Consider the following 21,667-nt stretch of genomic DNA (forward strand, 5'->3'; position numbering starts at 1 on the left):
ACTGGCATTACAAAGGCTAGGCGCAGATTGGTCGCACCCTGTGTTGAATCGGCAACATAGCGGTTCGCAGTAGGAATTTGCCGCAGCCGTTGCGGGAATTCGTTACACCCCGTAGAGCGTCGGCAGGGCACCCTCCTGGCGAGTTACCAGACGCGCATGCTGCTTTCACGTTACGAACGGATGATCGCCCGCCGCTATCTGTTGCCCGGGCGGAGTGAGGCGTTCATCGCCGTCGTCGCCGGGTTCAGCCTTGTCGCAGTCATGCTGGGCGTCGCTGCGCTCATCGTGGTGATGAGCGTGATGAACGGTTTCCGCGCCGAGCTGTTCGACAAGATCACCGGATTGAACGGGCACGGCGTGGTGCAGGGCTATGGCGGCCAGCTGCGCAACTGGCGCACGGTGCTGGAAGAGGCGAAGAAGACGCCCGGCGTGACCAGCGCCGTCCCGCTGATCGAGCAACCGCTGTTCGCGACCTATAACGGCCGCGCCGAGTTCATCCAGCTGCGCGGAATGCGGATGGAGGACATCCTCAGCAACCACACGCTCAAGGGCAAGGAAGTGGTCGGCTCGCTCAAGAGCCTCAAGCCCGGCGGAGAGCAGGTGGCGATCGGCTCACGGCTGGCGGAGGCGCTGGGCGCCACGGTGGGCAGCGAGATCTCGATCTTCAATCCTGCCGGCGCGGCCACGCCGTTCGGCACCATGCCGCGAATCGTGAAGTACAAGATCGCCGCGATCTTCGAGATCGGCGTCTACGACTATGACAAGGTGTTCGCGATCATGCCGATCGAGGATGCGCAGACGCTGCTCCTGCTCGGCGACGGCGTATCGATGATCGAGCTCGAGACGAGCGATCCGGACCGGGTGGGCGAGATACTTCAGCCGCTGAACGACAAGGTCAGCAGCGTGGGCCAGGTCACCGATTGGCGGACGATGAACGCCGAGCTGTTCGAGGCGCTGGCTGTCGATCGCACGGTTTCCTTCACCATCCTGTCGATCATCCTGGTAGTCGCCGCCTTCAACATCGTCTCGTCGTTGATCATGCTGGTCCGCTCGAAGACACGAGACATCGCCGTGCTGCGCACGATGGGCGCCACGCGCGGCGGATTGATGCGGATATTCGTTACCGTGGGCACCACGATCGGCGCGCTCGGCGTAGCCGCGGGCGGGGTGCTGGGCTTCCTGTTCATCACCTTCCGTGAGCAGGTGGTGAGCTTCATCGGACTGGTTACCGGGCAGAATATCTGGGATCCCTCGATGCGCTTCCTCACCGAGCTGCCGGCCAAGACCGATCCGTTCCAGACGGTCGGGATCTGCGTGATGGCGATGATCTTCTGCTTCCTCGCCACGCTCTATCCCGCCTGGAAGGCGGCGAACACGGATCCGGTACAGGTGCTGCGCTATGAGTGACGCCGTCCTCCAGACGCGCGGCCTCGCGCGCAGCTTCCATCAGGGTGGCGAGACGATCGAAGTGCTGCGCGGCGTCGACCTCGACGTCCAGCCGGGCGAGATCGTCGCGCTGCTCGGGCCTTCGGGATCGGGCAAGTCGACCTTGCTTCAGGCAGTCGGCCTGCTCGAGGGCGGGTTCCAGGGATCGATCCGCATCGTCGGCAAGGAAGCGGCGCAGCTCGACAGTCAGGGCCGCACGGCGGTGCGCCGCGATCATCTGGGCTTCGTCTACCAGTTCCACCATTTGCTGCCCGACTTCAGCGCGCTCGAGAATGTCGTGCTGCCGCAGATGATCCATGGATCGCTCCGCGCCGATGCGGACAAGCGCGCCGAGGAATTGCTCTCCGCGCTCGGCCTTGGGCACCGGCTGACGCATCGGCCCAGCCAGCTTTCGGGCGGCGAGCAGCAACGCGTCGCCGTGGCCCGCGCACTCGCCAACAAGCCGGCGCTGGTGCTGGCAGATGAGCCTACGGGCAATCTGGACGAGGCGACTTCGGACAAGGTGCTCGCCGAGTTCCTTTCCCTGGTCCGCACCCAGGGCTCGGCTGCGCTGATCGCCACCCATAATGAGCGCCTAGCCGCGCGAATGGACCGGGTGGTGCGGCTGCATGAAGGTCATCTCGAGTGAGCGGCTGGCGCGAAGTGCCGACCCTCTCGGGGCGTCACGTCACGCTGCGCCCGATGCTGCGCGAAGATCGAGCCGGGCTGCTGCAGGCTTTCGAAGGGCTCCACCAGCTCTTCCACACCACCGTGCCCGACGATACGAGCATCGATGGCTGGATGGACCGGATCGAAGGCGACACCGCCGCCGGCCGTGCCTTGCCGTTCACCGTGGTTGACGCCGAAGGGCGCATTGCAGGCGTCACGCGCTTCATGCGGATGAGCGAGGGGCATCGCCGGCTCGAGATTGGCGGGACGCTCTATTCTCCGCGTGTCCAGCGCACGGGACTCAATACCGAAGCCAAATACATGCTGCTGCGCCACGCCTTCGAGGGGCTCGAGGTGAACTGCGTCCAGATTCGCACCGATTTCCTCAACCACGCCTCGCGCCGCGCGATCGAGCGGCTCGGCGCGCGGCTCGACGGCGTGCTGCGCGGCCATCTGATCCTGAAAGGGCATATGCGCGACAGCGTGGTCTATTCGATCCTCGCGCATGAATGGCCGGGCGTTCGCCGTAATATCGAGCTGCTGATGGCGCGCTATGAAGGAGAGACCGCATGACCGCGATCACCGATATCCCCGTCACCATGCCGGGTGGCGAGGCGACCACGCTCGCCGATCACGCCGGCGAAGTGCTGCTGATCGTCAACACCGCCTCGAAATGCGGCTTCACTCCGCAATATGAGGGCCTCGAAGCGCTTTATCGCAAGTACAAGGATCGCGGCTTTTCCGTGCTCGCTTTCCCTTGCAACCAGTTCGGCGCGCAGGAGCCGGGTGACGCCGCGGAGATCGCGAACTTCTGCTCGCTCAGCTATGACGTGACCTTCCCGGTCTATGCCAAGATCGACGTCAATGGCGACAATGCCGCACCCTTGTTCGAAGCACTGAAAAAGGCGGCGCCGGGCGTGCTGGGAAGCAAGGGCATCAAGTGGAACTTCACCAAGTTCTTGGTTGATCGCAGCGGCAACAAGGTCGAGCGTTTCGCGCCGACGACTAGCCCCGACGCGATTGGCCCCGAGATCGAGAAGCTGCTGTAAGCCGTCCCGGCGCCGGCAACAGACGCACCGGCTGCGGTGCCGGCCGGGCAGGGCGACGCAGCCCATCGAAGATGCTTGCCATCACGAAGCGGCTGGTGAGGCCGAGCAGCATCGCTGCGCCGGCCCGGTGCGGTCGAGCGCGGCGCTGGCCGAATTCGATTGCGCTGCCGTCACGCGGACGATGCCGGCGCGGGGCAGGGGCCAGGGCCATGCGCTCGGCCACAGCTGCGGCGCTGGCGCCGGTCGCCCGACGACGCCAGACCACTTTCTGGCCGGCGGGGACCTCCGCCCATTCCTCGGCGTCGATCGGCCGAAGCAGATCATCGCCGCAGCGGATGCAGATCGAGAACTCGGTCTCGCCATTGCGATAATGAGTCGGCATCGCGGCGTGACCGAGCAGATGGCAGCGCAGCGCGCCCATCAGCGGCGGACCGGGCGGGCGCGGCGGCTGCCGGCGCGCGGGGCATGGCGGTGCGTCACCTGCCAGGTGGCAAGCTCGCGGAAGCGGCCATCGGTATGGGCCACGGCGAGCTGTGGATTCCAGATCTCGAACCGGTCGCCCGCGCCGACGACCAGTGCAACGCTTTCGATTCGGCCAAGATGGCGCATCACCGTGGGGAGCAGCAGGCCGTGCTCGCTGCGCGGCGCCACCTCGACGATGCCGAACAGCCGGCGCATCCGCTCGTGATGCGCGCTGGCGTCGCGCCCGGCATCCTCGTCGGCCAGCCGCCAGCGCTCGGTGCGCGTGCGAATCTCGCCCAGATGTGATTTCGCATAACCGACCAGACACTGGTCGCGCTCATGCGTGGAAAGGAACAGCGGTTCGTCCGCCGAGGGGAGGCCGAGCGCCCGGGCGGTGGGTTCTGCCAACAGGACATTGCCGTCGGCGTCGACTTCGCAAAGCGCGCACCCCAGATATAGCGAACCCATTTTACCCCTTCCAACGCAACGCGTTACGCTGACTGTCCACAAACTTATCCACAGGGTTAACGCACATCAACCAAAATATGCGCGGCAGGGCGTTTCTGACGCGAGACGAGGCGTGCGTGGGACGAGCTGGGCAGCCCGTCATGGGACGGTTGTTAAAACGACATTCATCGCAAACGCGGCATCGGCGTTGGGGATCGGCTTGAACGGGGCGAGAGGGGCAACTAGAGGTGCCCCGAAAGCCCCCCGCTCTTTCCCCGTTTATGGAGAGTTTCGCATGAACTTCGCTTCCAAGCTGGCGCTGGCCGCCGTGCTGTCGCTGGGCACCACTGCGCTTACCGTCGCGCCGGCGGCTGCGCAGAAGAAGGACGACAAGAAGGCCGACCCGAACGCGCTCAAGGTGAGCGACGACTTCCGCAAGGCTGCCGCCGCCGCTGAAGTCGCGGTCAAGGCCAAGGACTGGACGACCGCCGAGCCGCAGATCGTCGCCGCCGAAGCCGTGGCGAAGAATGACGACGAGAAATATTATTCGGCATGGCTGCGCCTCCAGCTCGAGCTGGGCCGCGGCAACGAAGCCGGCCAGGCGATTCCGCTCCAGGTGCTTGCCGGCAATCCGCGCACGCCGCCGGAGAATGTCGGTCCCTACACCGCGCGCCTGAACTTCCTGCAGGGCAAGGCCGCCAATTCGGCGAAGAAGTACCCCGACGTCATCACCTACATGACCAAGGCGCGTCAGCTCGGTGAGAAGAACATCGATATCTCGCTGATGATGGCGAACGCCTATGCCGCCATGGGCAAGAACGTCGAGGCGGCAGCCGAAGCGCGCAACTCGATCGAGTTCGCCAAGGCGAGCGGCCAGAAGGCGCCGGAAGCCTGGTATCAGTTCGCCATCCCGAAGGTGAATGCCAGTGGCAACCGCGATGCCACCGCGGACTGGCTGGCCTATTATCTGAAGGACTATCCGACGGTGAAGAACTGGCGCTGGGCGATGGAAGTGCTCGGCCAGGGCGCCAAGGGCACCGATCGCAACGCCAAGATCGAGCGCATCGACCTGTATCGCCTGCGCCGCGGCACCAATGCGCTGGCCGATCGTGGCGACTATGCCGACTATGCCTATGTCGCGCAGTCCTCGGGCCTGCCCTGGGAGTCGATCTCGGTGATCGATGAGGGCCGCAAGGCCGGTAAGCTGCCGGCTACCGATCCGGACACCACCAAGATCTATGGTGCGGCCCAGGCCGGCGTGAAGAGCAGCCCGTCGCTCGACGCGCTGGTCAAGCAGGGTGGCGTCGATAACGCCGATGCGCTGCTCGCCGCCGGCGACAACGCCCGTGCGCTGCAGCTCTATGATGCGGCGCTCGCCAAGGGCGGTGCGAATGCGGATGAGATCAACCTACACCGCGGCATCGCGCTGAGCCGTCTCGGCCGCAAGGATGAGGCGAAGACGGCGTTCGCGTCGGTGAAGACCGGCCCGTTCGTCAACGTCGCGCTGCTCTGGCAGGTCTCGCTCGAATCGCCGCCGCTCAGCTGAGCGCGGCTTCGGCGGAAGCAATGGGAGGGGCGGCCGCGTGCCGCCCCTTTTCGTTTCAGGCGACAGGAACGCCCGGCAGCGCCTTGGACGTGCGGATGGTGAGCGAAGTCTTCACATGCTCGACATTCGGCGCCGGGGTGAGGCGCGTGGTCAGGATGTGCTGGAAGCTCTGCAGGTCCGGCGCGACGATCTTCAGGATGAAGTCGATCTCGCCGTTGAGCATGTGACATTCGCGGACTTCTGGAATCTCCGCCATCATCTGCTCGAAGGCGCGCAGGTCCGCTTCCGCCTGGCTCTTCAGGCTCACCATCGCGAATACCGTGAGGTTGTAGCCCAGGGCGGCGGGATCGAGGGCGGCATGATAGCCGGTGATTGCGCCTTGCTGCTCGAGTGCGCGGACGCGCCGGAGACACGGCGGCGCCGTCAGCCCAACACGTTCGGCAAGCTCGACATTGGTCATCCGGCCATTATCCTGCAGCAGGCCGAGAATCCGTACGTCGATGTCGTCGAATCGCATTTATGTTCCTTTTGGCTTTTGATTCGTTTCCGTGTGTTGCGTTTAGACATAATATAATTACGTCGCAACGCAATTGTCCCACAATGCGACGTGCCGAAATGGACGGTTCCGAACGGGCGTTTGGCGGGTTAAGGATTCGTTACGGCGCGCGTTGCAGCGTCGGGTAAAGGGTGGGCACGCGTTGCGCTTCGACGACACATTGGAGACCGTGCTCGCTTCGGATTTGAGCACGCCCTATGGCGTCCAGTCCGCATGGCGCCAGCTCGTCGATCTGATCGGACGTCGTCGTGCAGTGGCGGGAAGTCGTGCGATGGGCGTGCTTCGCTCGATCCGCGATTCGGTGCCGCTGCCCGTCCGCGCCGCCAGCGCCCGCGCGCTCGAATTCGCCGATCCGCCACCGCCTTTGGTCCGTCTTTTCGGCCTGGACGAGCTTCAGGTCGCACTGCCCGTGCTGCGCAGCGCCCGGATGAATTCCGCCGAATGGATCCAGCTTCTGCCCGAGCTCGCGCCCGCTGGCCGCGCCGTGCTGCGCAACCGGCGCGACCTGAGCCCCGTGGTGCGCCGTGCGCTCGAGAGTTTCGGGCCGATCGATTTCGTGCTGCGCGACGAGACCGTGAAGGAAGTGCCGGCCGAAGCCGCGCCGCCGGAGACCGAAATCGTCGTTGAGGAAATCGTCGAGGCGGTTGCGATCGACTGGTCCGAAGTCGTCGATGCGGGCCCCGCCGAGGTTGAGCCGGTCGAAGTGGCGGCACCCGAAGCGGTAGAAGCGATCGCCCTGCCTGAGCCCGAGCCCGAACCGGTCGAAGAAACCGAAGCCAGATCGGTCGTTTATTGGAGTGCCACGACGCCGGCGCGCGACCAGAGCCTTTCCGCGTTGCTCGCCCGGTTGCCGGAGCCGGGCCAGCCCGCCCCTTCGGTTGTCGATAGTGCGGACGAAAGCGTCGTGGCGATCGAGCCTGAGGGCGCAATCGCGCCCGCAGTCGAAGCCGAGGATCTTTCCTTTGTCGCGCTCGCCGGCCTTGCGCCGTCGCTGAGCGCTGCGGCGGCGCAAGCCGTTGAAACCCCGAAAAATCCGATCCGCCCGATCCAATCCGGGACAGGCGAGTCACTCGTTTCCGCCGAAGCGATTGCGCCGCCCCGACCCGACGCGCAGGGTCCTGGCATGGATTACGGGGATGCACTGGTTGCGCAGAATGCGCAGCAACTCGCAGAAGGCGGGACGCAGGACGACGGCACATTCGAGATCGCCGAAGTCGTTGCGCGGATCGATGCATTCTGGCGCCATCGTGAGGAAACCGGTCCGGTCGAGCCGGCTGCGCTACGCCCCGCCGACGAATTCCGCTTCGAGACCGATGCCAAGGGCATGATCCGCTGGGTCGATGGCGTCAGCCGCGCGCCGCTGGTCGGCGTGTCGCTCGATAGCCAGGCCAGCCCGGGCGCGATCGAAGCTTCGCGCGTCGACGGCGTTGCCGCGGGTGCCTTCCGCCGCCGCGCCGGCTTCTCCAATGCCCGCCTTGCCGTCGAGGGCGAGTCGGACGCGGCGGGCGACTGGCTGATCTCGGCGATCCCGGTCTTCGACCCCGCCAATGGCCGCTTCACCGGCTATCGTGGCACCGCACGGCGCCCGCGCGTCGACGAACGCGCCGAGCCGGTGCGCACCGCCACCGGCCCGTCGATGCCCGCCGATTCGCTACGCCAGCTCGTCCATGAGCTACGCACGCCGACCAATGCGATTGCGGGCTTTGCCGAGATGATCGAGGCCCAGATGCTTGGCCCGGTAGGGGATGCCTATCGTGACCGAGCCCAGGTGATCCGTTCCCAGGCGCGCGAACTGCTCGGCGCGATCGACGACATCGATCTCGCCGCGCGTATCGATAGCGCGGCGCTCTCGCTCGTGCCCGGCCAAATCTCCTTGCGCCCGGTCCTGGCTATGATCGTTGACGATCTTGCGCCGCTTTCGGAGCTGCGCGGCTCGGTGATCGCGCTGCCGATCGCTGACCTCGCCGTCACTGGCGATCGCCGCGCGGTCGAGCGCCTGCTGGCCCGGCTCCTCGCCACGCTCGTCTCGGCGAGCGGGCAGGGCGAGCGCATCGGCGTCCATATGGCGGCCGAAGGCACCGATAAGGTAGCGATCACGATCGATCGCCCCCAGGCGCTGGCCGACTATCCAGGCGATCAGGTGCTCGACATCGATGACGAACGCGAGGACGCCACGCTTCTCGGCACCGGCTTCGCACTGCGTCTTGCCCGCAACCTCGCCCGCGAACTGGGCGGTGCGCTGGTGATCGGGCCGGAGAGCTTGACTTTGCGGCTTCCGGCCGCCGTAAACGAGCAGGTGGGCCAGGCACATCTGAACTGACGTGGGAGAGGGGGCTCCCAGACGCGGCGGCTATCGCGTGCCGGTGCCCGATCCGGGCGCGCGGGTGCAGTGGCCGGAAGATTTCGGCACGCGCTTCACCATTTTCGTCGATACCGAGGAAGAGTTTGATTGGGGCGCTCCGCTGCGCTCGGACGCTGACGGCACCGGCCATCTCGCCGCGCTGCCGCCCGTCCATGCCCGTTTTGCCGCGTCGGGCGTGCCGCTCACCTATCTCGTCGACTATCCCGTCGCTTCCTCACCGCTGGCGATCGAGGTGCTGGGCGGCCTGATGGCCGACGGCCGCTCGGCGATCGGCACGCAGCTCCATCCCTGGGTGAACCCGCCCCTCGAGGAAGAAGTGAACGGGTTCAACAGCTTCACCGGCAACCTCCCGCTCGATTTGCAGCGCGCCAAGCTGGTGGCGCTTACCGATCAGGTGACTCGGGCGTTCGGCAAGCGCCCGATCGTCTATCGCGCCGGCCGCTACGGGATCGGCCCGGACACGCCGGCGTTGCTCGCCGAGCTCGGCTATCGGATCGATAGCTCGATGCGCGCGGGCTACGACTATTCGGCGGAAGGTGGCCCCGATTTCACTGCGGTGTCCAATCCTGCCTTCCACCTCGGGGCGGGGCTGATCGAGTTGCCGTTCAGCACCGTGTTCACCGGCCACCTGCGTCGCCGCGGGGCAGGACTGCATCGGCGGCTCGGCCGCTTGCCGCGCGGGATTGGCATAGCGGCTCGGCTCGGGCTGCTCTCGCGCGTGGCGCTGACGCCGGAGGACATGCCGCTGCACGAAGCCAAGGAGGCCGTCCGCATCGCGCTGGGCGAGGGACTGCAGCTCCTCAACTTCGCCTTTCATTCCCCCTCGGTCGAGCCCGGCCACACGCCCTATGTACGCACGCAGGCGGACCTGGCGGCATTCCTGCATTGGTGGGACGAGATGCTCGCGCTGCTCGACCGGTCGGGGGTGCGGGCCGCATCTGTGGATGAGATTGTTGCGGCGGCTTGCGGCCCGGCCTGACCTTCCGCTAGTGCCGGGTTGCTGGGGGGCCTGTAGCTCAATTGGTTAGAGCTGGCCGCTCATAACGGCTAGGTTGCGGGTTCAAGTCCTGCCGGGCCCACCAGCATTGGCCTTGTGTCGGCGCCTCGTACCGCCTAGGGCCGCAATCCGCGTCGGGGAGTGGCGCAGTCCGGTAGCGCGCCTGCTTTGGGAGCAGGATGTCGCAGGTTCGAATCCTGTCTCCCCGACCATTTCTTTTCCGCAGCCGGTCAAGTTCGTCGTCGCGTGGACGGCGTCTGTCGCGATCGGGTGGGTCTGTCCGGATTTGCACCTATCGGGCGGCGCATGAATATTCTGCGCCTCCCATTCTGCATAGCAGGCAAGCACAAGCGATCGCGCGGCAGGGCGCGCGAAGTAAACTGGCAGTTTGAAAGTGTGTGTCGGCACTGCGGCGTGCGAATGCGCAAGGGGATCGGCGGTTGGCGCACGATCCCGCCGCGCTCCGCGGACGTGGCGCCGTCAGCCTAAGCCGACGGCGCACGCTAGTATCAGAAAGCGACGCGCACGCCGCCATAGGCCGCGGCGCCCGGCGTCGCGGTGCTGAACACTTCCTCGTAATCGACGTCGAACAGGTTCTCGACCCGGCCGAATACCGAGAAACGCGGGCTCAGCTTGTACTGGGCGTTGAGGTTGACCAGCGTATAGGCCTTGAGCGTCACGACCGGCGACGTCGCATAGGTCGGGTCGGTAAAGGTGACGTCGGTCATCCGGCCATTGTAGCGCACCGTCAGCGTGGTCGAGAAACGCTCGTCCGTGCTCGAGAAGGTGGCGTTGACGCTGGCGATGTCGCCGGGGCGTCGCACCTCGGTGACGCCGTTTTCCTTGGCGATCAGGTGGGTATAGGCCGCGTCGAAGCGCAGCTGCGGTACCGGCGTCAGGGCTGCCGTCACTTCCACGCCGTGCTGCTTCGAGTCGGTTGCGCGGTTGGACGGCGTGGCGACGAAGAGCGGCGCCGGATAGGTGGTGTAGATCTCGTCGGTCAGCGTCGAATCGAAATAGGTCGCGCCGATCTCGGCCTTGCCGCCCAGGAAGCTCTGATCGATGCCCGCTTCCCAGCCCTTGGACTTCTCCGGCTTCAGGTTCGGGTTGCCGATATATTTGCCGTCCGAAAAGCCATAGAGCTCGTAATAGCCCGGGTTCTTCACGCCCGTGCCGTACGCGGCGTGGACGCGGGTGTCGGTCGGCAGGCGATAGCCGGCCTGGACGCGCCAGGTGGTGGTGTCGGCGAAGCGATTATTGTCGTCGTAGCGGATCGATGCGCCGCCGGTGAAGCCGCCCGCGGTCAGCTCATATTGCCCGACCAGGCCGAGATTGTCGGTGGTGCGCTTGCCGGTGAAGGCGTCGAAGGGCGATCCCGATCCCGGCGTGGTGTTGCGGAACTGCTCGCGCTCGACATCGACCGCGCCGGTGATGCGGTGGACGAGCGCACCGGTGTCCAGGCGCAAGCTCGAGACGAACGAACCCTTGTAGCGCTGGCCCTTGTCGCCATAGCCGACGCCGGAGGTGGTGTAGCCGGTGCGGGTGGTATCGGCGAACTGACCGGTCAGCGTGTTGGTCCAGCGGCCGTCGAGCGCAGTCAGCTCGGCGGCGAGCAGGCCATAGAACGCATCATTGGAAAAGCGCGTGCCCGGGGTGTCGACGGTATAGCCAAAGGTCGGGCTGGCCGGATTGCTCTCGCTGTCGTTGGTCTCGGCGTTGGTGTAGCTGTAGCGCAGCACGCCGGTCAGCTTGAAATTGTCCGAAGGCTTCCAGTTCACCTTGGCGGTGGTGCCGACATTGTCCGAGCCGATGTCGCGCGTGCCACCGCGCGCGGTCGGCGTGCCTTTGGTGTGGAACCAGGTGCCCGAGACGGCATAGTCGAACTTGTCCGACACGCCGGCCATGCGCGCCGCGGTGCTGACGGTGCCGAACGAGCCGCCCTCGACGCGGACCGAGACGCCCGGCGCTTCGGTGCCCGAGAGCGTGGTATAGCTGATCACGCCACCGATCGCGTCCGAACCGTAGAGCGAGCTCTGCTGGCCGCGCAGCACTTCGATACGGGCGGAGGGGTCGGCAATCAGCGTGCCGAAGTCGAATTCGCCCTGATAGGGGTCGGCGGCCTCGATACCGTCGATCAGCACCAGAACGTGGTTGCCCTCGGTGCCGCGGATGCGGATCTGGGTCATGCTGCCGGTGCCGCCGGTGCGGTTCACCGCCACGCCGGGCACGTTGCGCAGGACGTCGGAGACGAAGCGGGTCTGGCGGTCGTCGAGCGCCTTGGCGTCGATCACCGTGGCCGAGGCCGGCAGGTCCTTGAGCTCAATGCCTTCGCCCGAGCGCGATGCGGTGACGATGATCGCGTCCTGCGGATCGTTGGCGGCGGCTTGGGTGTCGGTCTGGGCGAAAGCCGGCGTGGCGGCGGCGATCGCGATCAGCGAGACGAAACTGGTCTTCAACATGGGTATCCCCCGGTCAGCGCCGTGACGACTGCCGGAGCCTGCCGGGGCGCGGACGCGCATCGGCCGATGCCGGACACGCAGACGGGCGCTGGAACCCCTGACGCGCGGCACCGAAGCGGCTCCAGCCGCTTGGGTCGTCGCTCAGACGGAGCATACCGTGCCGTGACCATCCCCTGGGCCAAGGCGAGAGCGACCAAGCGCAGGCAGGTTTCCTGGCTCGCGGGTCAAGGCTTGATGCACGCCTTCCCGGATTCTCGATCCAGTGGCTGCCCCCATGAACATGGAGGCCTGTGCATCGCGCTCACCGCTTACAGTTGCAGGGACAGCTGCGGATTTGGACGGGGCTCCGTCCGCACCGCATTCCCTATTAAGCCCCTTGCGGGGCACCGGCGCGATCATATGCGGGGCGGCCAGGCCGCTCCACGGCGGGCCCTTAGGGCAATCGCGCGGGATAATACAATGCCGGTTGGTTTCCGCTCCGTTTTCAGTCCGGGAGTGTGTCTGCCTTGCCACTCAGTGCACGGGCCAGCGCGGCGCGGTCGAGCCGGCCCTCCCAGCGTGCCACGACGATCGTCGCCACGGCGTTGCCGATGAAGTTGGTCAGGCTGCGGCATTCGCTCATGAAGCGGTCCACGCCCAGGATCAGCGCCATGCCGGCCACCGGGATCGAGGGCACCACCATCAGCGTCGCCGCCAGCGTGGCGAAGCCCGCGCCGGTGACGCCGGCGGCGCCCTTCGAGGTGAGCATCGCGGTGCCGAGCAGGATGAGCTGGTCGCCGAGCGAGAGCTGCACCCCGGTCGCTTGGGCAATGAACAGCGCTGCGAGCGTCATGTAGATATTGGTGCCGTCGAGGTTGAACGAATAGCCGGCGGGCACCACCACGCCGACCACTTCCTTGTCGCAGCCGGCGCGCTCCAGCTTGTCGATCAGCGCGGGCAGGGCGGCTTCGGAAGAGGAAGCGCCGAGGACGAGCAGCAGCTCCTCCTTGAGGTAGCGCAGCAGCTTGACGATCGAGAAGCCGTTCAGCCCGCAGACAATGCCCAGCACGCCGAGGATGAACAGGAGCGAGGTGAGGTAGAAGGTCGCGACCAGCCCGCCGAGGCTGAGCAGCGCGGTCAGGCCATATTTGCCGATGGTGAAGGCCATCGCACCGAATGCGCCGATGGGGGCGGCACGCATCAGCAGGGCGACGATGCGGAACACCATCTCCGAGGCCAGCTCGAGCAGATCAACCAGCGGGCGCACCCGCTCGCCGATGCTGGCCAGCGCAATGCCGCACAGGATGGCGACGAACAGCACCTGGAGGATCGAGCCGGCGGTCAGAGCGGAGACCAAAGTGGTCGGGATGATCGCCATCACGAAACCCGTGACGCTGGTCTCGTGCGCCTGCTTCTCGAAACCGGCGACCTTGGCCTCGCTCAGGCTGTGCGGGTCGATGTGCATGCCGGCGCCGGGCTGGACGACATGGGCGACGATCAGGCCGAGGATCAGCGCTAGGGTGGAGAAGAACAGGAAATAGCCCAGCGCCTTCACCACCACCCGGCCGAGCGAGCCCAACTCGCGGGCGCCGGCGATGCCGGTCACCAGGGTGAGGAAGATCACCGGGGCGATGATCATCTTGACCAGGTTGACGAAGGCGAGACCCAGCCATTCCAGCGAGGCGCCGACAGCCGGCCAGAGCGCACCGACGAGGATGCCGGTGGCGATGCCGACCAGCACCTGGACATAGAGCATCTGCCACCAGCGCTGCGGCTTGGCCGGCGGCCCGGCATGGCTGGTTGCGACTGCGCTCATATCCTCTCCCCCATATTCGCCCCGGCATAGCGGAGCGCGCGAATGGCCCAAACGGAAAAGGACGCCCCCTTGCGGGAGCGTCCTTTCCTATCTCTCGGTCCGGCGTGAAGCCGGGTGCCGAACAGAGATCAGTGCGCGTTCGCGTTTGCCGCGTCGGCCTTGTTCTCTTCCACGTTCGCGGCGTTCTCGAGAACGGTCTCGGCAGCAGCGTTGGTGGTGTTGTCGGCAGCGGCCTCATAGGCAGCGGCATTCGCTTCATGCGAATCGGCAACGTTCTCGGCAGTGGTGTTGGTGGTGCCACCGTTGCAAGCCGCGAGCGACATCAGGCCGGCGGTCGCAGCAACAATCAGGATCTTCTTCATGTGGTGCTCCTAAAGGAACTTAAACGTTTCGCAGCCGGCCCTTTGCCGTCGCGAACCGCTGGAATAGCGGTCGTTGCGTTTGCGTCAATCGCAAATTCACCGGCGGGCAGGATTTAGGACATTTTTTGGCCCAAATCTCGCCCGCTGGCCGCCATCAATGAACGAGGCGGCCGGAGGTTCCCTCACTCGCCCTCACCCTTGGGGATCGGTCCGATGTCCTCGGGCGCGTTGGCGGTCACTGCCAGCATCGCGGTCCAGGCTGCCACATTCTGCCGCAGTTGCTCGGGATCGATCTTGTCGAGCGTGTCGTCAGGCGTGTGGTGATAGTCGAAATAGCGCAGGCCCGACTGGCTCATGTCGATCACGCCGACGCCGGTGTTGATCACCGGGCCGACATCGGTGCCGCCATGCGCCGTACCACGGCCCCGCGAGATGCCAAGCGGCGAAAGCGCGGTGGCCAGGCGATCGGCGATCGGCTTGGCGCCTTCGGGCAGGTTCGTCTCGAACTTCCAGACGCGATCGGCGCCGAAATCGGATTCCTGGGCGAGCACATGGCGCTCACCCGCGTGCGCCTTGGCATAGGCCGCGCCGCCAAAGCCGCCCGGCTCCTCGGCGCCGAACCAGACGACGCGGATCGTGCGGCGCGGCTGGCCGGCGTCCATGATCCGCTTGGCGGCAGCAGTGGTGATCGCCACGCCCGCCGCATCGTCGATCGCGCCGGTGCCGAGATCCCAGCTGTCCAGATGGCCCCCGACCAGGATGATGCCCGCCGAAGGATCGCTGCCCGGCACGTCGGCGACGACATTGCCCGATTCGGCCTCACCCTTCATGCCCGCAGTGATCTGCACGCGCAGCTTGACCGGTCCGCGCTTGAGCAGCCGCGCCAGCTGCTCGGCGTCGGGGAGCGACAGCGCGGCGGCGCCGATCGGCTTCACGTCCTTGGCCCAGTTGGTCACGCCGGTGTGCGGGTTGCGGTGATAGTCGGTACCGATCGAGCGGATCAGGATCGCCACCGCGCCCTTGCTCGCCGCGAGGTTCGGTCCCGAGCGGCGGGCTGCGCCGTAATAGCCGTATTGCGAGCCGTCCTGAGTGGGCGTCATCGCGTTGCTGACGAACACGATCTTGCCCTTCACGGCCTCAGCCGGGGCGGCCTGGAGATCGGCGAGCGTGGGGAAATAGGCGACCTCGGCCTCGACCGGCTTCGGCCCCGTCGAGCCCGAATTGCCGAGCGCGGCGATGGTGAGCTTCTGCGACGAGGCGCCGAGCACTTCGGCCGTCTCGATCCCGCGCTCCCACAGCGGCATCTTGTAGGTCTCGATATGGACGTTCTGAAAGCCGAGCGCAGTGAGCTTCCTGACCGCCCAGGCGCGGGCGCGCGCCTCGGCCTCGGTCGCGGCGAGGCGCTGGCCGACTTCGGTGGTCAGACCTTCGACCACATCCCAGGCAATATCGTCCTTGAGCGCGGCGTCGCGCAGCGCGGCGACATCATGCGTCTGGGCCAGAGCTGGGAGGGGAAGGGCGAGCGCGGCGACGGCCGCGAGCAGGATGCGCTTGGTCATGGCGGCGGACGCTAGTCGCGAGCGAAACATTCGGCAATGGACCGACGGTTTCCGCTGCGTTTCCGAGCGATATTCAACCGGCTGGTTGACCAATTCATTGACTCCTTTGACTCGCTTTCACGGGAGGCTCGGTCAACCGATCGGTTGAATGACGCCCACCTTTGCGCCCTGCTGTCCCGAGAGGACGACAACAGACGAAATCCAACATTGCAAGCGGATTGGCCCTCTGGAAACCGGAAGCCGGGATCAAAAAACTTCTCGTCACCCTGAACTTGTTTCAGGGTCCAACTTTCCACGTGCGATACCGCCGGTGGCGCGTTGGATGCTGAAACAAGTTCAGCATGACGGGGGTAGAAAGGTCCAGCGCAAGGCGAGGGAGGCAGGCTGGGCTTAGTGGACGCCAGCGCGCCACCGCCGCGTTGCCATTTCGCCGTCCCATCGCTACATCGCCGCCAAACTTCCTGCACATCCAGACCTGCGAACGGAGACCGCCACGTGGCCGCCCAATACGCCTTCGTCATGAAGGACATGACCAAGACCTTCCCCGGCGCTGCCAAGCCGGTGCTGAGCAACATCAACCTGCAATTCTATCAGGGTGCCAAGATCGGCATCGTCGGCCCAAACGGCGCCGGCAAGTCGACCCTGATGAAGATCATGGCAGGCGTCGACAAGGACTTCACCGGCGAGGCATGGCCGGGCGAGTATATCACCGTCGGCTATCTGGAGCAGGAGCCCCAGCTCGACCCGACCAAGACCGTGCTCGAAAACGTCAAGCAGGGTGCGCGCGAGACCGCCGACCTGGTCGACCGCTTCAATGCGATCTCGGCCGAGATGGGCGATCCCAAGGACGACACCGATTTCGACGCGCTGCTCGAGGAAATGGGCAATCTCCAGACCAAGATCGACGCGGTCGATGGCTGGACGCTCGACAACCAGCTCGAAGTCGCGATGGAAGCACTGCGTTGCCCGCCGGGCGACTGGCCGGTCGAGAACCTGTCGGGCGGTGAACGCCGCCGCATCGCGCTCACCCGGCTGCTGATCCAGAAGCCGTCGATCCTGTTGCTCGACGAGCCGACCAACCACCTCGACGCCGAGAGCGTCCAGTGGCTTGAGAACCACCTCAAGGAATATGCCGGCGCGGTGCTGATGATCACCCACGATCGCTACTTCCTCGATAACGTGGTCGGCTGGATCCTCGAGATCGATCGCGGCAAGTATTTCCCGTACGAGGGCAATTACTCGACCTATCTCGAGAAGAAGGCCAAGCGCCTCGAGCAGGAGGATCGCGAGGAATCGAGCCGCCAGACCGCGATCAAGAACGAGCTCGAATGGATCCGGCAGGGCGCCAAGGCCCGCCAGACCAAGTCCAAGGCGCGTATCGCCAAGTTCGACCAGCTGGTCGAGCAGCAGAAGAACCGCAAGCCGAGCGGCGCCCAGATCGTCATCCAGGTGCCCGAGCGGCTGGGCGGCAAGGTCATCGAAGTCGAGAACATCTCGAAGGCCTATGGCGACAAGCTGCTGTTCGAGAATCTCTCGTTCACGCTGCCTGCCGGTGGCATCGTCGGGGTGATCGGGCCGAACGGCGCCGGCAAGTCGACGCTGTTCAAGATGATCACCGGCCAGGAGACCCCTGACGAAGGCACGATCGAAATGGGTTCGACCGTGCGCCTCGGCTATGTCGACCAGAGCCGCGATCACCTTGACGACAAGAAGAACGTCTGGGAGGAAATCTCGGACGGCCATGATTACATGAAGGTCAACGGCCACGACGCCTCGACGCGTGCCTATGTCGGCGCGTTCAACTTCAAGGGCGCCGACCAGCAGAAGAATGTCGGCAAGCTCTCGGGTGGTGAGCGCAACCGCGTCAACATCGCCAAGATGCTGAAGCGCGGCGGCAACGTGCTGCTGCTCGACGAGCCGACCAACGATCTCGACGTCGAGACGCTGGGCGCGCTGGAAGAGGCCATCGAGAATTTCGCGGGCTGCGCCGTGGTCATCAGCCACGATCGCTTCTTCCTCGATCGCCTCGCCACGCACATCCTCGCCTTCGAAGGCAACAGCCATGTCGAATGGTTCGAGGGCAATTTCGAAGCCTATGAGGAAGACAAGCGCCGCCGTCTGGGCGACGCGGCGGATCGTCCGACCGCGCTGGCCTACAAGAAGCTGACGCGCTGAGGAAACGCTGCTCCGGCAACGCGCTGGAGCGGCTTCCTGACCAAAATCGAAGAGCGCCCGGGTGGAAACGCCCGGGCGTTTTTCGTTGCGCCCCCGCACTCCCTCCGGATTCGGCTCTATAAAATCATAAATTACGAAGTTGCCGGAGTTGCATGATGACGTTGAAGCAAAAGCTGCTCGCCGCGCTGGTGATGCTGGGGATCGTCCTCGGCGCCGTCATCGCAGGGTTTTCCTGGTCGGCCACGACGAGCCGCAATGCGCTCGACACGGTGCTCGCGGATCGCGTGATCCCGCTCAAGGACCTCAAGCTCGTCGCCGATAGCTATGCGGTGAACATCGTCGATTCCGCCCAGAAGGCGCGCACCGGCAATCTCAGCTTCGATCAGGCCGCCGCGAACATCCAGAAGGGCAAGGCCGATCTCGACGCCGCCTGGAAGCGCTATGCCGCTTCGGACGCGACCGAGGAGGAAGAGGCGCTCGCCAAGCAGGCGGAAGCCGCGATGGCCAAGGCCAATGACGGCGTCGCCCGCCTCGAGAAGATCCTGCGCGCCGGCGACCGTGCCGGGCTCGACCAGTTCATCGCGGGCGAAATCTATGCGGACGTCGATCCGGTGTCCGACACCGTCGGCAAGCTGGTCAACATGCAGATCAGCGTCGCCAGCGAAGTGACCACCAATGCGCTGGGCTGGGCGAATGTCGCCACCGCCATCGTGATCGCGCTCGGCCTGATCGCGCTCGGCGTGCTGGGCGGGGCTTTCTACATCGTCAGCCGCAAGGTCGTGGCGCCGATCAAGGGCCTGGCCGAGGTGATCCACGGCCTGGCGCGCCAGAATGGCGGCGCCAAGGTGCCGCATCTCGACCAGCGCGACGAGATCGGCGACATCGCCCGCTCGGTCGATGCGTTCCTCGAAGCCGTGATCGCCAAGGAGCGCGATGCCGCAGCCGCCGCTGCCAAGACGCAGAAGATCGTCACCACTGCGCTGGCCGATGGCCTGTCGGCGCTGGCGGACGGCGACCTGACCGGCGAGATCCGGGTCGAGTTCCCGGAGAGCTATGCGACGCTCAAGACCAACTTCAACAGCGCGCTGACTGCACTGCGCACGCTGATCGCGGCAGTGAGCGAAGGCGCGATCGCGATCCAGTCGGGCTCGACCGAGATCGCCCAGGCTTCGGAAGACCTGGCGCGCCGGACCGAAGCCAGTGCTGCGAGCATCGAGGAAACCTCGGCTGCGCTCGCCCAGATGGACGAGCGGCTGCGCGGCTCGGCCGAATCGGCCAGCCAGACGGTGCGCAGTGCCGACGAGGCGATCCGCGTGGTCGGCGATGGCCGCACGCTCGCCGAGCAGGCAGTCACTGCGATGGGCCGGGTCAGCGACAGCGCCCGCGGCATCGACGACGTGATCGAGGGTCTCGACAAGATCGCCTTCCAGACGCGCGTTCTCGCGATGAACGCCGCGGTCGAGGCCGGGCGTGCCGGTGAAGCCGGCCGTGGCTTCGCAGTGGTCGCCGACCTGGTCTCGGCGCTGGCGATGCGCGCCGAGGAGGAAGCCAAGCGCGCCCGCGAGCAGCTCACGGTCACGCAGGACGAAGTCGGCTCCGCAGTCGATGCCGTGCAGCGGATGGACACTGCGCTCGAGGCGATCTCGGGCGGCGTGGGTGCCGTGCACAAGCTGCTCGACGCCATGGCGGCAGACAATCAGGCGCAGTCGACCGCGATCACCCAGATCGTGACGGCGGTGAGCGAGATGGACCGCGGCACGCAGCAGAATGCGGCGATGGTCGAGGAAACCTCGGCTGCCTCGCGCAATCTGGCGGTGGAAGTCGCCAATCTCGCCGACCAGTCGAGCCGCTTCCGCACCGGCCCGGCGACCAGCGCCACGCCGCGCAGCCGCTCGACCGCGCAGCTGCACAGCGTCGCGGCGTAACCCGCTCCACCCGGGGATCGCGCGCCCTTAGAAGCGGCGCGCGATTCCCAGGTAGAGCTCCACGTCCGGGCTCGCCGCATTGAGCCCGGCGACGGCGCCCATGTCGAGCTGCAGGTTCGACTTCGGCTGCCAGGCGAAGGACAGGCTGGCGAGCGCCTCGGTGGCGTGGCCCGCGGGATCCTTGTCGCGCACCGCTTCCAGCTCGAAGGCGCTGCTCACCGATTTGCTGAGCGCCGTGGTGATTCCGATGGCGCTGCCATAAGCGAGGTGGCGGCCATGGCGGTCGCCATCGACGGCGGCGTCGATCTCCGGGGTCAGCGAGAGGCCGAGCGTATCGGTGAGGCTGTAGCTGAGCGGCAGGATCAGCCCGGCGCCCCAATCGCCCGCGCCGAGCGTCGCGCCGCCGGTGGGTAGCGTCGCATAGGGCATGATCGCGGCGGCGAAGCCCGAACCGTCCGGATGGGAGAGATTGTGGCGGACGGCGATGCTCGTGTCGCCGGTGCCGCTTGCATGGCTGACCGTGCCGCCCGCCCGGGTGCGCACCGTGCCGAGCGCCGTCCAGCCGAGCTGGACTTCCGTATCCGACGTGACGCCGTAGCGCAGCAGCAAGTCGCCAAAGGTGAAGCTGTCGCTGCGCTGACTTGCGTCGCGATCGAGCGACCAGTCCACCGCGCCCATCTCCGCCACCAGATGCCCACGATCGACGATGCAGGCGGGAGTGTCGAGGCCGGGCCGGTCCGGGCAGAGCGGACGCAGGTCCTGCGCGTGCGCGGTGCCGATCCCGGCAAAGGCGGCGATTGCCAACAGGCGCAGATGCTTGATCATCGCCCGCTCATAGACCTAGGCTTCGGGCAAGGGGAGTGGGATGCGCGAGTGGATTCGGGAGAAGGCTGGCCGGGTCGTCGTGCTGGCGATGCTGGTGGCGCTGTTCCTCTCGCCCTTCGTGGCGCTGCGCTGGATGACGTCGGTGCCGGGGACGTCCTGGGAAGGGCCGTTGCCGGCACTCAGCACCGAGGAGCACGACCTCGCCGGGCGGCTGCGCGGGCATGTCGTCGCGATCGGCAGCACGCCGCACAATATCGGCCATGCGCCCGCCTATGCCGCGGCGGCCGGCTATATCGAGCGGACGCTGACGGGGCGGGGCTATACGGTGACGCGGCAGGCGTTTGACGAGGGGCTGGCGGTCAACCTCGAAGCGGTGATCGAGCCGGCATCGGCCAGCGCGCCGACGCTGGTGGTGGGCGCGCATTACGACAGCGCCCGGTCTGCGCCCGGCGCCAACGACAATGGCAGCGGCACCGCGGCATTGCTCGAGCTCGCCCGGCTGCTCGCCGACCTGCGCGGCAAGGCGAATGTGCGCATCCGGCTGGCCTTCTTCGCCAATGAGGAGCCACCCTTCTTCAAGACCGAGCGGATGGGCAGCCTGGTCTATGCCAGGGCGCTGGCGGACAAGGGGCAGAAGCCCGACGCGATGTTCTCGCTCGAGACCTTGGGCTTCTACCGCGACACGCCGGGCAGCCAGCATTATCCGTTCCCGCTCGGCGCGCTTTATCCGGACACGGGCAATTTCGTCGCGTTCGTTGGCACGGTCTCGGCGCGGCCGCTGGTGCGCAGGACGGTCGGGGCGTTCCGCGCCGTCGCGCAATTCCCGAGCGTCGGCGGCACCGCGCCGGGCTTCGTCCAGGGCATCGACTGGTCGGATCACTGGTCGTTCGGTCAGATCGGCGTGCCCGCACTGATGATCACGGACACTGCGCCGTTCCGCTATCCGCATTATCACACGGCGAAGGATACACCGGACAAGCTCGATTATGAGCGGCTGGCGCGGGTGACCGCAGGGCTGGAGCGGCTGCTGCGCGGCTGGCGATGAAGAGGAGGC

Annotated in this window: 18 protein-coding genes, 2 tRNA genes and 1 riboswitch; of the genes, 12 read left to right on the plus strand and 8 right to left on the minus strand. The window is 66.2% G+C overall.

Annotated features, from left to right (window positions below; translation table 11 throughout):
- Window positions 1-156 precede the first annotated feature (156 nt).
- The 4 genes from HZY97_RS03270 to HZY97_RS03285 are packed head-to-tail and all read left to right on the plus strand — an operon-like array spanning window position 157 to window position 3,143.
- Complete coding sequence (locus tag HZY97_RS03270) at window positions 157-1,407, plus strand: lipoprotein-releasing ABC transporter permease subunit (RefSeq protein WP_180140534.1); 1,251 nt, start codon at window positions 157-159, stop codon at window positions 1,405-1,407.
- Window positions 1,400-2,074 carry an ABC transporter ATP-binding protein gene (locus HZY97_RS03275; RefSeq protein WP_180140536.1) on the plus strand — a complete coding sequence of 225 codons (675 nt, stop codon included), beginning with the start codon at window positions 1,400-1,402 and terminating at the stop codon, window positions 2,072-2,074. The genes HZY97_RS03270 and HZY97_RS03275 overlap by 8 nt, the downstream gene beginning before the upstream one ends.
- Window positions 2,071-2,667: a GNAT family N-acetyltransferase gene (locus HZY97_RS03280; RefSeq protein WP_373684278.1), complete on the plus strand. Its 597-nt coding sequence runs from the start codon at window positions 2,071-2,073 to the stop codon at window positions 2,665-2,667. The genes HZY97_RS03275 and HZY97_RS03280 overlap by 4 nt, the downstream gene beginning before the upstream one ends.
- Window positions 2,664-3,143: a glutathione peroxidase gene (locus HZY97_RS03285; RefSeq protein WP_180140538.1), complete on the plus strand. Its 480-nt coding sequence runs from the start codon at window positions 2,664-2,666 to the stop codon at window positions 3,141-3,143. The genes HZY97_RS03280 and HZY97_RS03285 overlap by 4 nt, the downstream gene beginning before the upstream one ends.
- Here HZY97_RS03285 and HZY97_RS03290 read toward each other — a convergent pair.
- Window positions 3,100-3,564 carry a hypothetical protein gene (locus tag HZY97_RS03290; RefSeq protein WP_180140540.1) on the minus strand — a complete coding sequence of 155 codons (465 nt, stop codon included), beginning with the start codon at window positions 3,562-3,564 and terminating at the stop codon, window positions 3,100-3,102. The two genes, HZY97_RS03285 and HZY97_RS03290, sit on opposite strands and share 44 nt — an antisense overlap.
- Window positions 3,564-4,073, minus strand: a complete 510-nt coding sequence (locus HZY97_RS03295) for a hypothetical protein (protein WP_180140542.1) — start codon at window positions 4,071-4,073, stop codon at window positions 3,564-3,566. Before HZY97_RS03295 ends, HZY97_RS03290 begins: the two co-directional genes overlap by 1 nt.
- A gap of 274 nt (window positions 4,074-4,347) precedes the next feature.
- On the opposite strand from HZY97_RS03295, the gene HZY97_RS03300 reads away from it, so the two are divergent.
- A complete protein-coding gene (locus HZY97_RS03300) occupies window positions 4,348-5,598 on the plus strand; it encodes a hypothetical protein (RefSeq protein WP_180140544.1) in 1,251 nt (416 codons plus the stop codon).
- Window positions 5,599-5,653: 55 nt separating this feature from the next.
- Here the strand turns inward: HZY97_RS03300 and HZY97_RS03305 are convergent, their stop codons facing one another.
- Window positions 5,654-6,115, minus strand: coding sequence for an Lrp/AsnC family transcriptional regulator (locus tag HZY97_RS03305; RefSeq protein WP_180140546.1), 462 nt, complete (start codon window positions 6,113-6,115; stop codon window positions 5,654-5,656).
- 181 nt (window positions 6,116-6,296) lie between these two features.
- Between HZY97_RS03305 and HZY97_RS20890 the strand changes: the two genes are divergently transcribed.
- From HZY97_RS20890 to HZY97_RS03325, 4 genes are all read left to right on the plus strand, one after another.
- On the plus strand, window positions 6,297-8,474 hold the full coding sequence (locus HZY97_RS20890; protein ID WP_257214858.1) for a HAMP domain-containing sensor histidine kinase: 2,178 nt from the start codon (window positions 6,297-6,299) through the stop codon (window positions 8,472-8,474).
- Window positions 8,475-8,511: 37 nt separating this feature from the next.
- The gene (locus tag HZY97_RS03315) at window positions 8,512-9,495 is read left to right on the plus strand and encodes a polysaccharide deacetylase family protein (RefSeq protein WP_306670044.1); all 984 of its coding nucleotides are present in this window, start codon (window positions 8,512-8,514) and stop codon (window positions 9,493-9,495) included.
- Window positions 9,496-9,521: 26 nt separating this feature from the next.
- Window positions 9,522-9,598: transfer RNA gene (locus tag HZY97_RS03320), tRNA-Ile, on the plus strand.
- Between the two features lie 50 nt (window positions 9,599-9,648).
- Window positions 9,649-9,725, plus strand: a tRNA-Pro gene (locus HZY97_RS03325).
- Window positions 9,726-10,022: 297 nt separating this feature from the next.
- Here the strand turns inward: HZY97_RS03325 and HZY97_RS03330 are convergent.
- From HZY97_RS03330 to HZY97_RS03345, 4 genes are all read right to left on the minus strand, one after another.
- Window positions 10,023-11,972 (minus strand): TonB-dependent receptor, encoded by a 1,950-nt coding sequence (locus HZY97_RS03330; RefSeq protein ID WP_180140548.1) that lies wholly within the window; start codon window positions 11,970-11,972, stop codon window positions 10,023-10,025.
- A 184-nt stretch (window positions 11,973-12,156) separates the two neighbouring features.
- Window positions 12,157-12,378: riboswitch (cobalamin riboswitch) on the minus strand.
- Window positions 12,379-12,456: 78 nt separating this feature from the next.
- The gene (dctA, locus tag HZY97_RS03335) at window positions 12,457-13,767 is read right to left on the minus strand and encodes a C4-dicarboxylate transporter DctA (RefSeq protein WP_180140550.1); all 1,311 of its coding nucleotides are present in this window, start codon (window positions 13,765-13,767) and stop codon (window positions 12,457-12,459) included.
- A 128-nt stretch (window positions 13,768-13,895) separates the two neighbouring features.
- Window positions 13,896-14,129 carry a hypothetical protein gene (locus HZY97_RS03340; RefSeq protein ID WP_180140551.1) on the minus strand — a complete coding sequence of 78 codons (234 nt, stop codon included), beginning with the start codon at window positions 14,127-14,129 and terminating at the stop codon, window positions 13,896-13,898.
- Window positions 14,130-14,311: 182 nt separating this feature from the next.
- Window positions 14,312-15,688 carry a M20/M25/M40 family metallo-hydrolase gene (locus HZY97_RS03345; RefSeq protein WP_180140553.1) on the minus strand — a complete coding sequence of 459 codons (1,377 nt, stop codon included), beginning with the start codon at window positions 15,686-15,688 and terminating at the stop codon, window positions 14,312-14,314.
- Window positions 15,689-16,183: 495 nt separating this feature from the next.
- On the opposite strand from HZY97_RS03345, the gene ettA reads away from it, so the two are divergent.
- Entirely contained in the window at window positions 16,184-17,863 is a 1,680-nt protein-coding gene (gene ettA / locus HZY97_RS03350; protein WP_180140555.1) for an energy-dependent translational throttle protein EttA, read from the plus strand.
- Window positions 17,864-18,018: 155 nt separating this feature from the next.
- Window positions 18,019-19,788, plus strand: coding sequence for a methyl-accepting chemotaxis protein (locus tag HZY97_RS03355; protein ID WP_180140557.1), 1,770 nt, complete (start codon window positions 18,019-18,021; stop codon window positions 19,786-19,788).
- A 27-nt stretch (window positions 19,789-19,815) separates the two neighbouring features.
- Here HZY97_RS03355 and HZY97_RS03360 read toward each other — a convergent pair whose 3' ends face one another.
- Window positions 19,816-20,613, minus strand: a complete 798-nt coding sequence (locus HZY97_RS03360) for a transporter (RefSeq protein WP_180140559.1) — start codon at window positions 20,611-20,613, stop codon at window positions 19,816-19,818.
- A gap of 40 nt (window positions 20,614-20,653) precedes the next feature.
- Between HZY97_RS03360 and HZY97_RS03365 the strand changes: the two genes are divergently transcribed.
- Entirely contained in the window at window positions 20,654-21,658 is a 1,005-nt protein-coding gene (locus HZY97_RS03365) for a M28 family peptidase (protein WP_180140561.1), read from the plus strand.
- Window positions 21,659-21,667: the final 9 nt, after the last annotated feature.

Origin of the sequence: Sphingomonas sp. R-74633 (assembly GCF_013416555.1) — a bacterium.
Taxonomy (GTDB): Bacteria; Pseudomonadota; Alphaproteobacteria; order Sphingomonadales; family Sphingomonadaceae; genus Sphingomonas.

What these genes read in the sequence shown, in the direction of transcription:
- HZY97_RS03270 (WP_180140534.1), top strand. Translation starts at nt 157, where the DNA reads ATGCTGCTTTCACGTTACGAACGGATGATCGCCCGCCGCTATCTGTTG.
- HZY97_RS03275 (WP_180140536.1), top strand. Translation starts at nt 1,400, where the DNA reads ATGAGTGACGCCGTCCTCCAGACGCGCGGCCTCGCGCGCAGCTTCCAT.
- HZY97_RS03285 (WP_180140538.1), top strand. Translation starts at nt 2,664, where the DNA reads ATGACCGCGATCACCGATATCCCCGTCACCATGCCGGGTGGCGAGGCG.
- HZY97_RS03290 (WP_180140540.1), bottom strand. Translation starts at nt 3,564, where the DNA reads ATGGGCGCGCTGCGCTGCCATCTGCTCGGTCACGCCGCGATGCCGACT.
- HZY97_RS03295 (WP_180140542.1), bottom strand. Translation starts at nt 4,073, where the DNA reads ATGGGTTCGCTATATCTGGGGTGCGCGCTTTGCGAAGTCGACGCCGAC.
- HZY97_RS03300 (WP_180140544.1), top strand. Translation starts at nt 4,348, where the DNA reads ATGAACTTCGCTTCCAAGCTGGCGCTGGCCGCCGTGCTGTCGCTGGGC.
- HZY97_RS03305 (WP_180140546.1), bottom strand. Translation starts at nt 6,115, where the DNA reads ATGCGATTCGACGACATCGACGTACGGATTCTCGGCCTGCTGCAGGAT.
- HZY97_RS03330 (WP_180140548.1), bottom strand. Translation starts at nt 11,972, where the DNA reads ATGTTGAAGACCAGTTTCGTCTCGCTGATCGCGATCGCCGCCGCCACG.
- dctA (WP_180140550.1), bottom strand. Translation starts at nt 13,767, where the DNA reads ATGAGCGCAGTCGCAACCAGCCATGCCGGGCCGCCGGCCAAGCCGCAG.
- HZY97_RS03340 (WP_180140551.1), bottom strand. Translation starts at nt 14,129, where the DNA reads ATGAAGAAGATCCTGATTGTTGCTGCGACCGCCGGCCTGATGTCGCTC.
- HZY97_RS03345 (WP_180140553.1), bottom strand. Translation starts at nt 15,688, where the DNA reads ATGACCAAGCGCATCCTGCTCGCGGCCGTCGCCGCGCTCGCCCTTCCC.
- HZY97_RS03355 (WP_180140557.1), top strand. Translation starts at nt 18,019, where the DNA reads ATGACGTTGAAGCAAAAGCTGCTCGCCGCGCTGGTGATGCTGGGGATC.
- HZY97_RS03360 (WP_180140559.1), bottom strand. Translation starts at nt 20,613, where the DNA reads ATGATCAAGCATCTGCGCCTGTTGGCAATCGCCGCCTTTGCCGGGATC.
- HZY97_RS03365 (WP_180140561.1), top strand. Translation starts at nt 20,654, where the DNA reads ATGCGCGAGTGGATTCGGGAGAAGGCTGGCCGGGTCGTCGTGCTGGCG.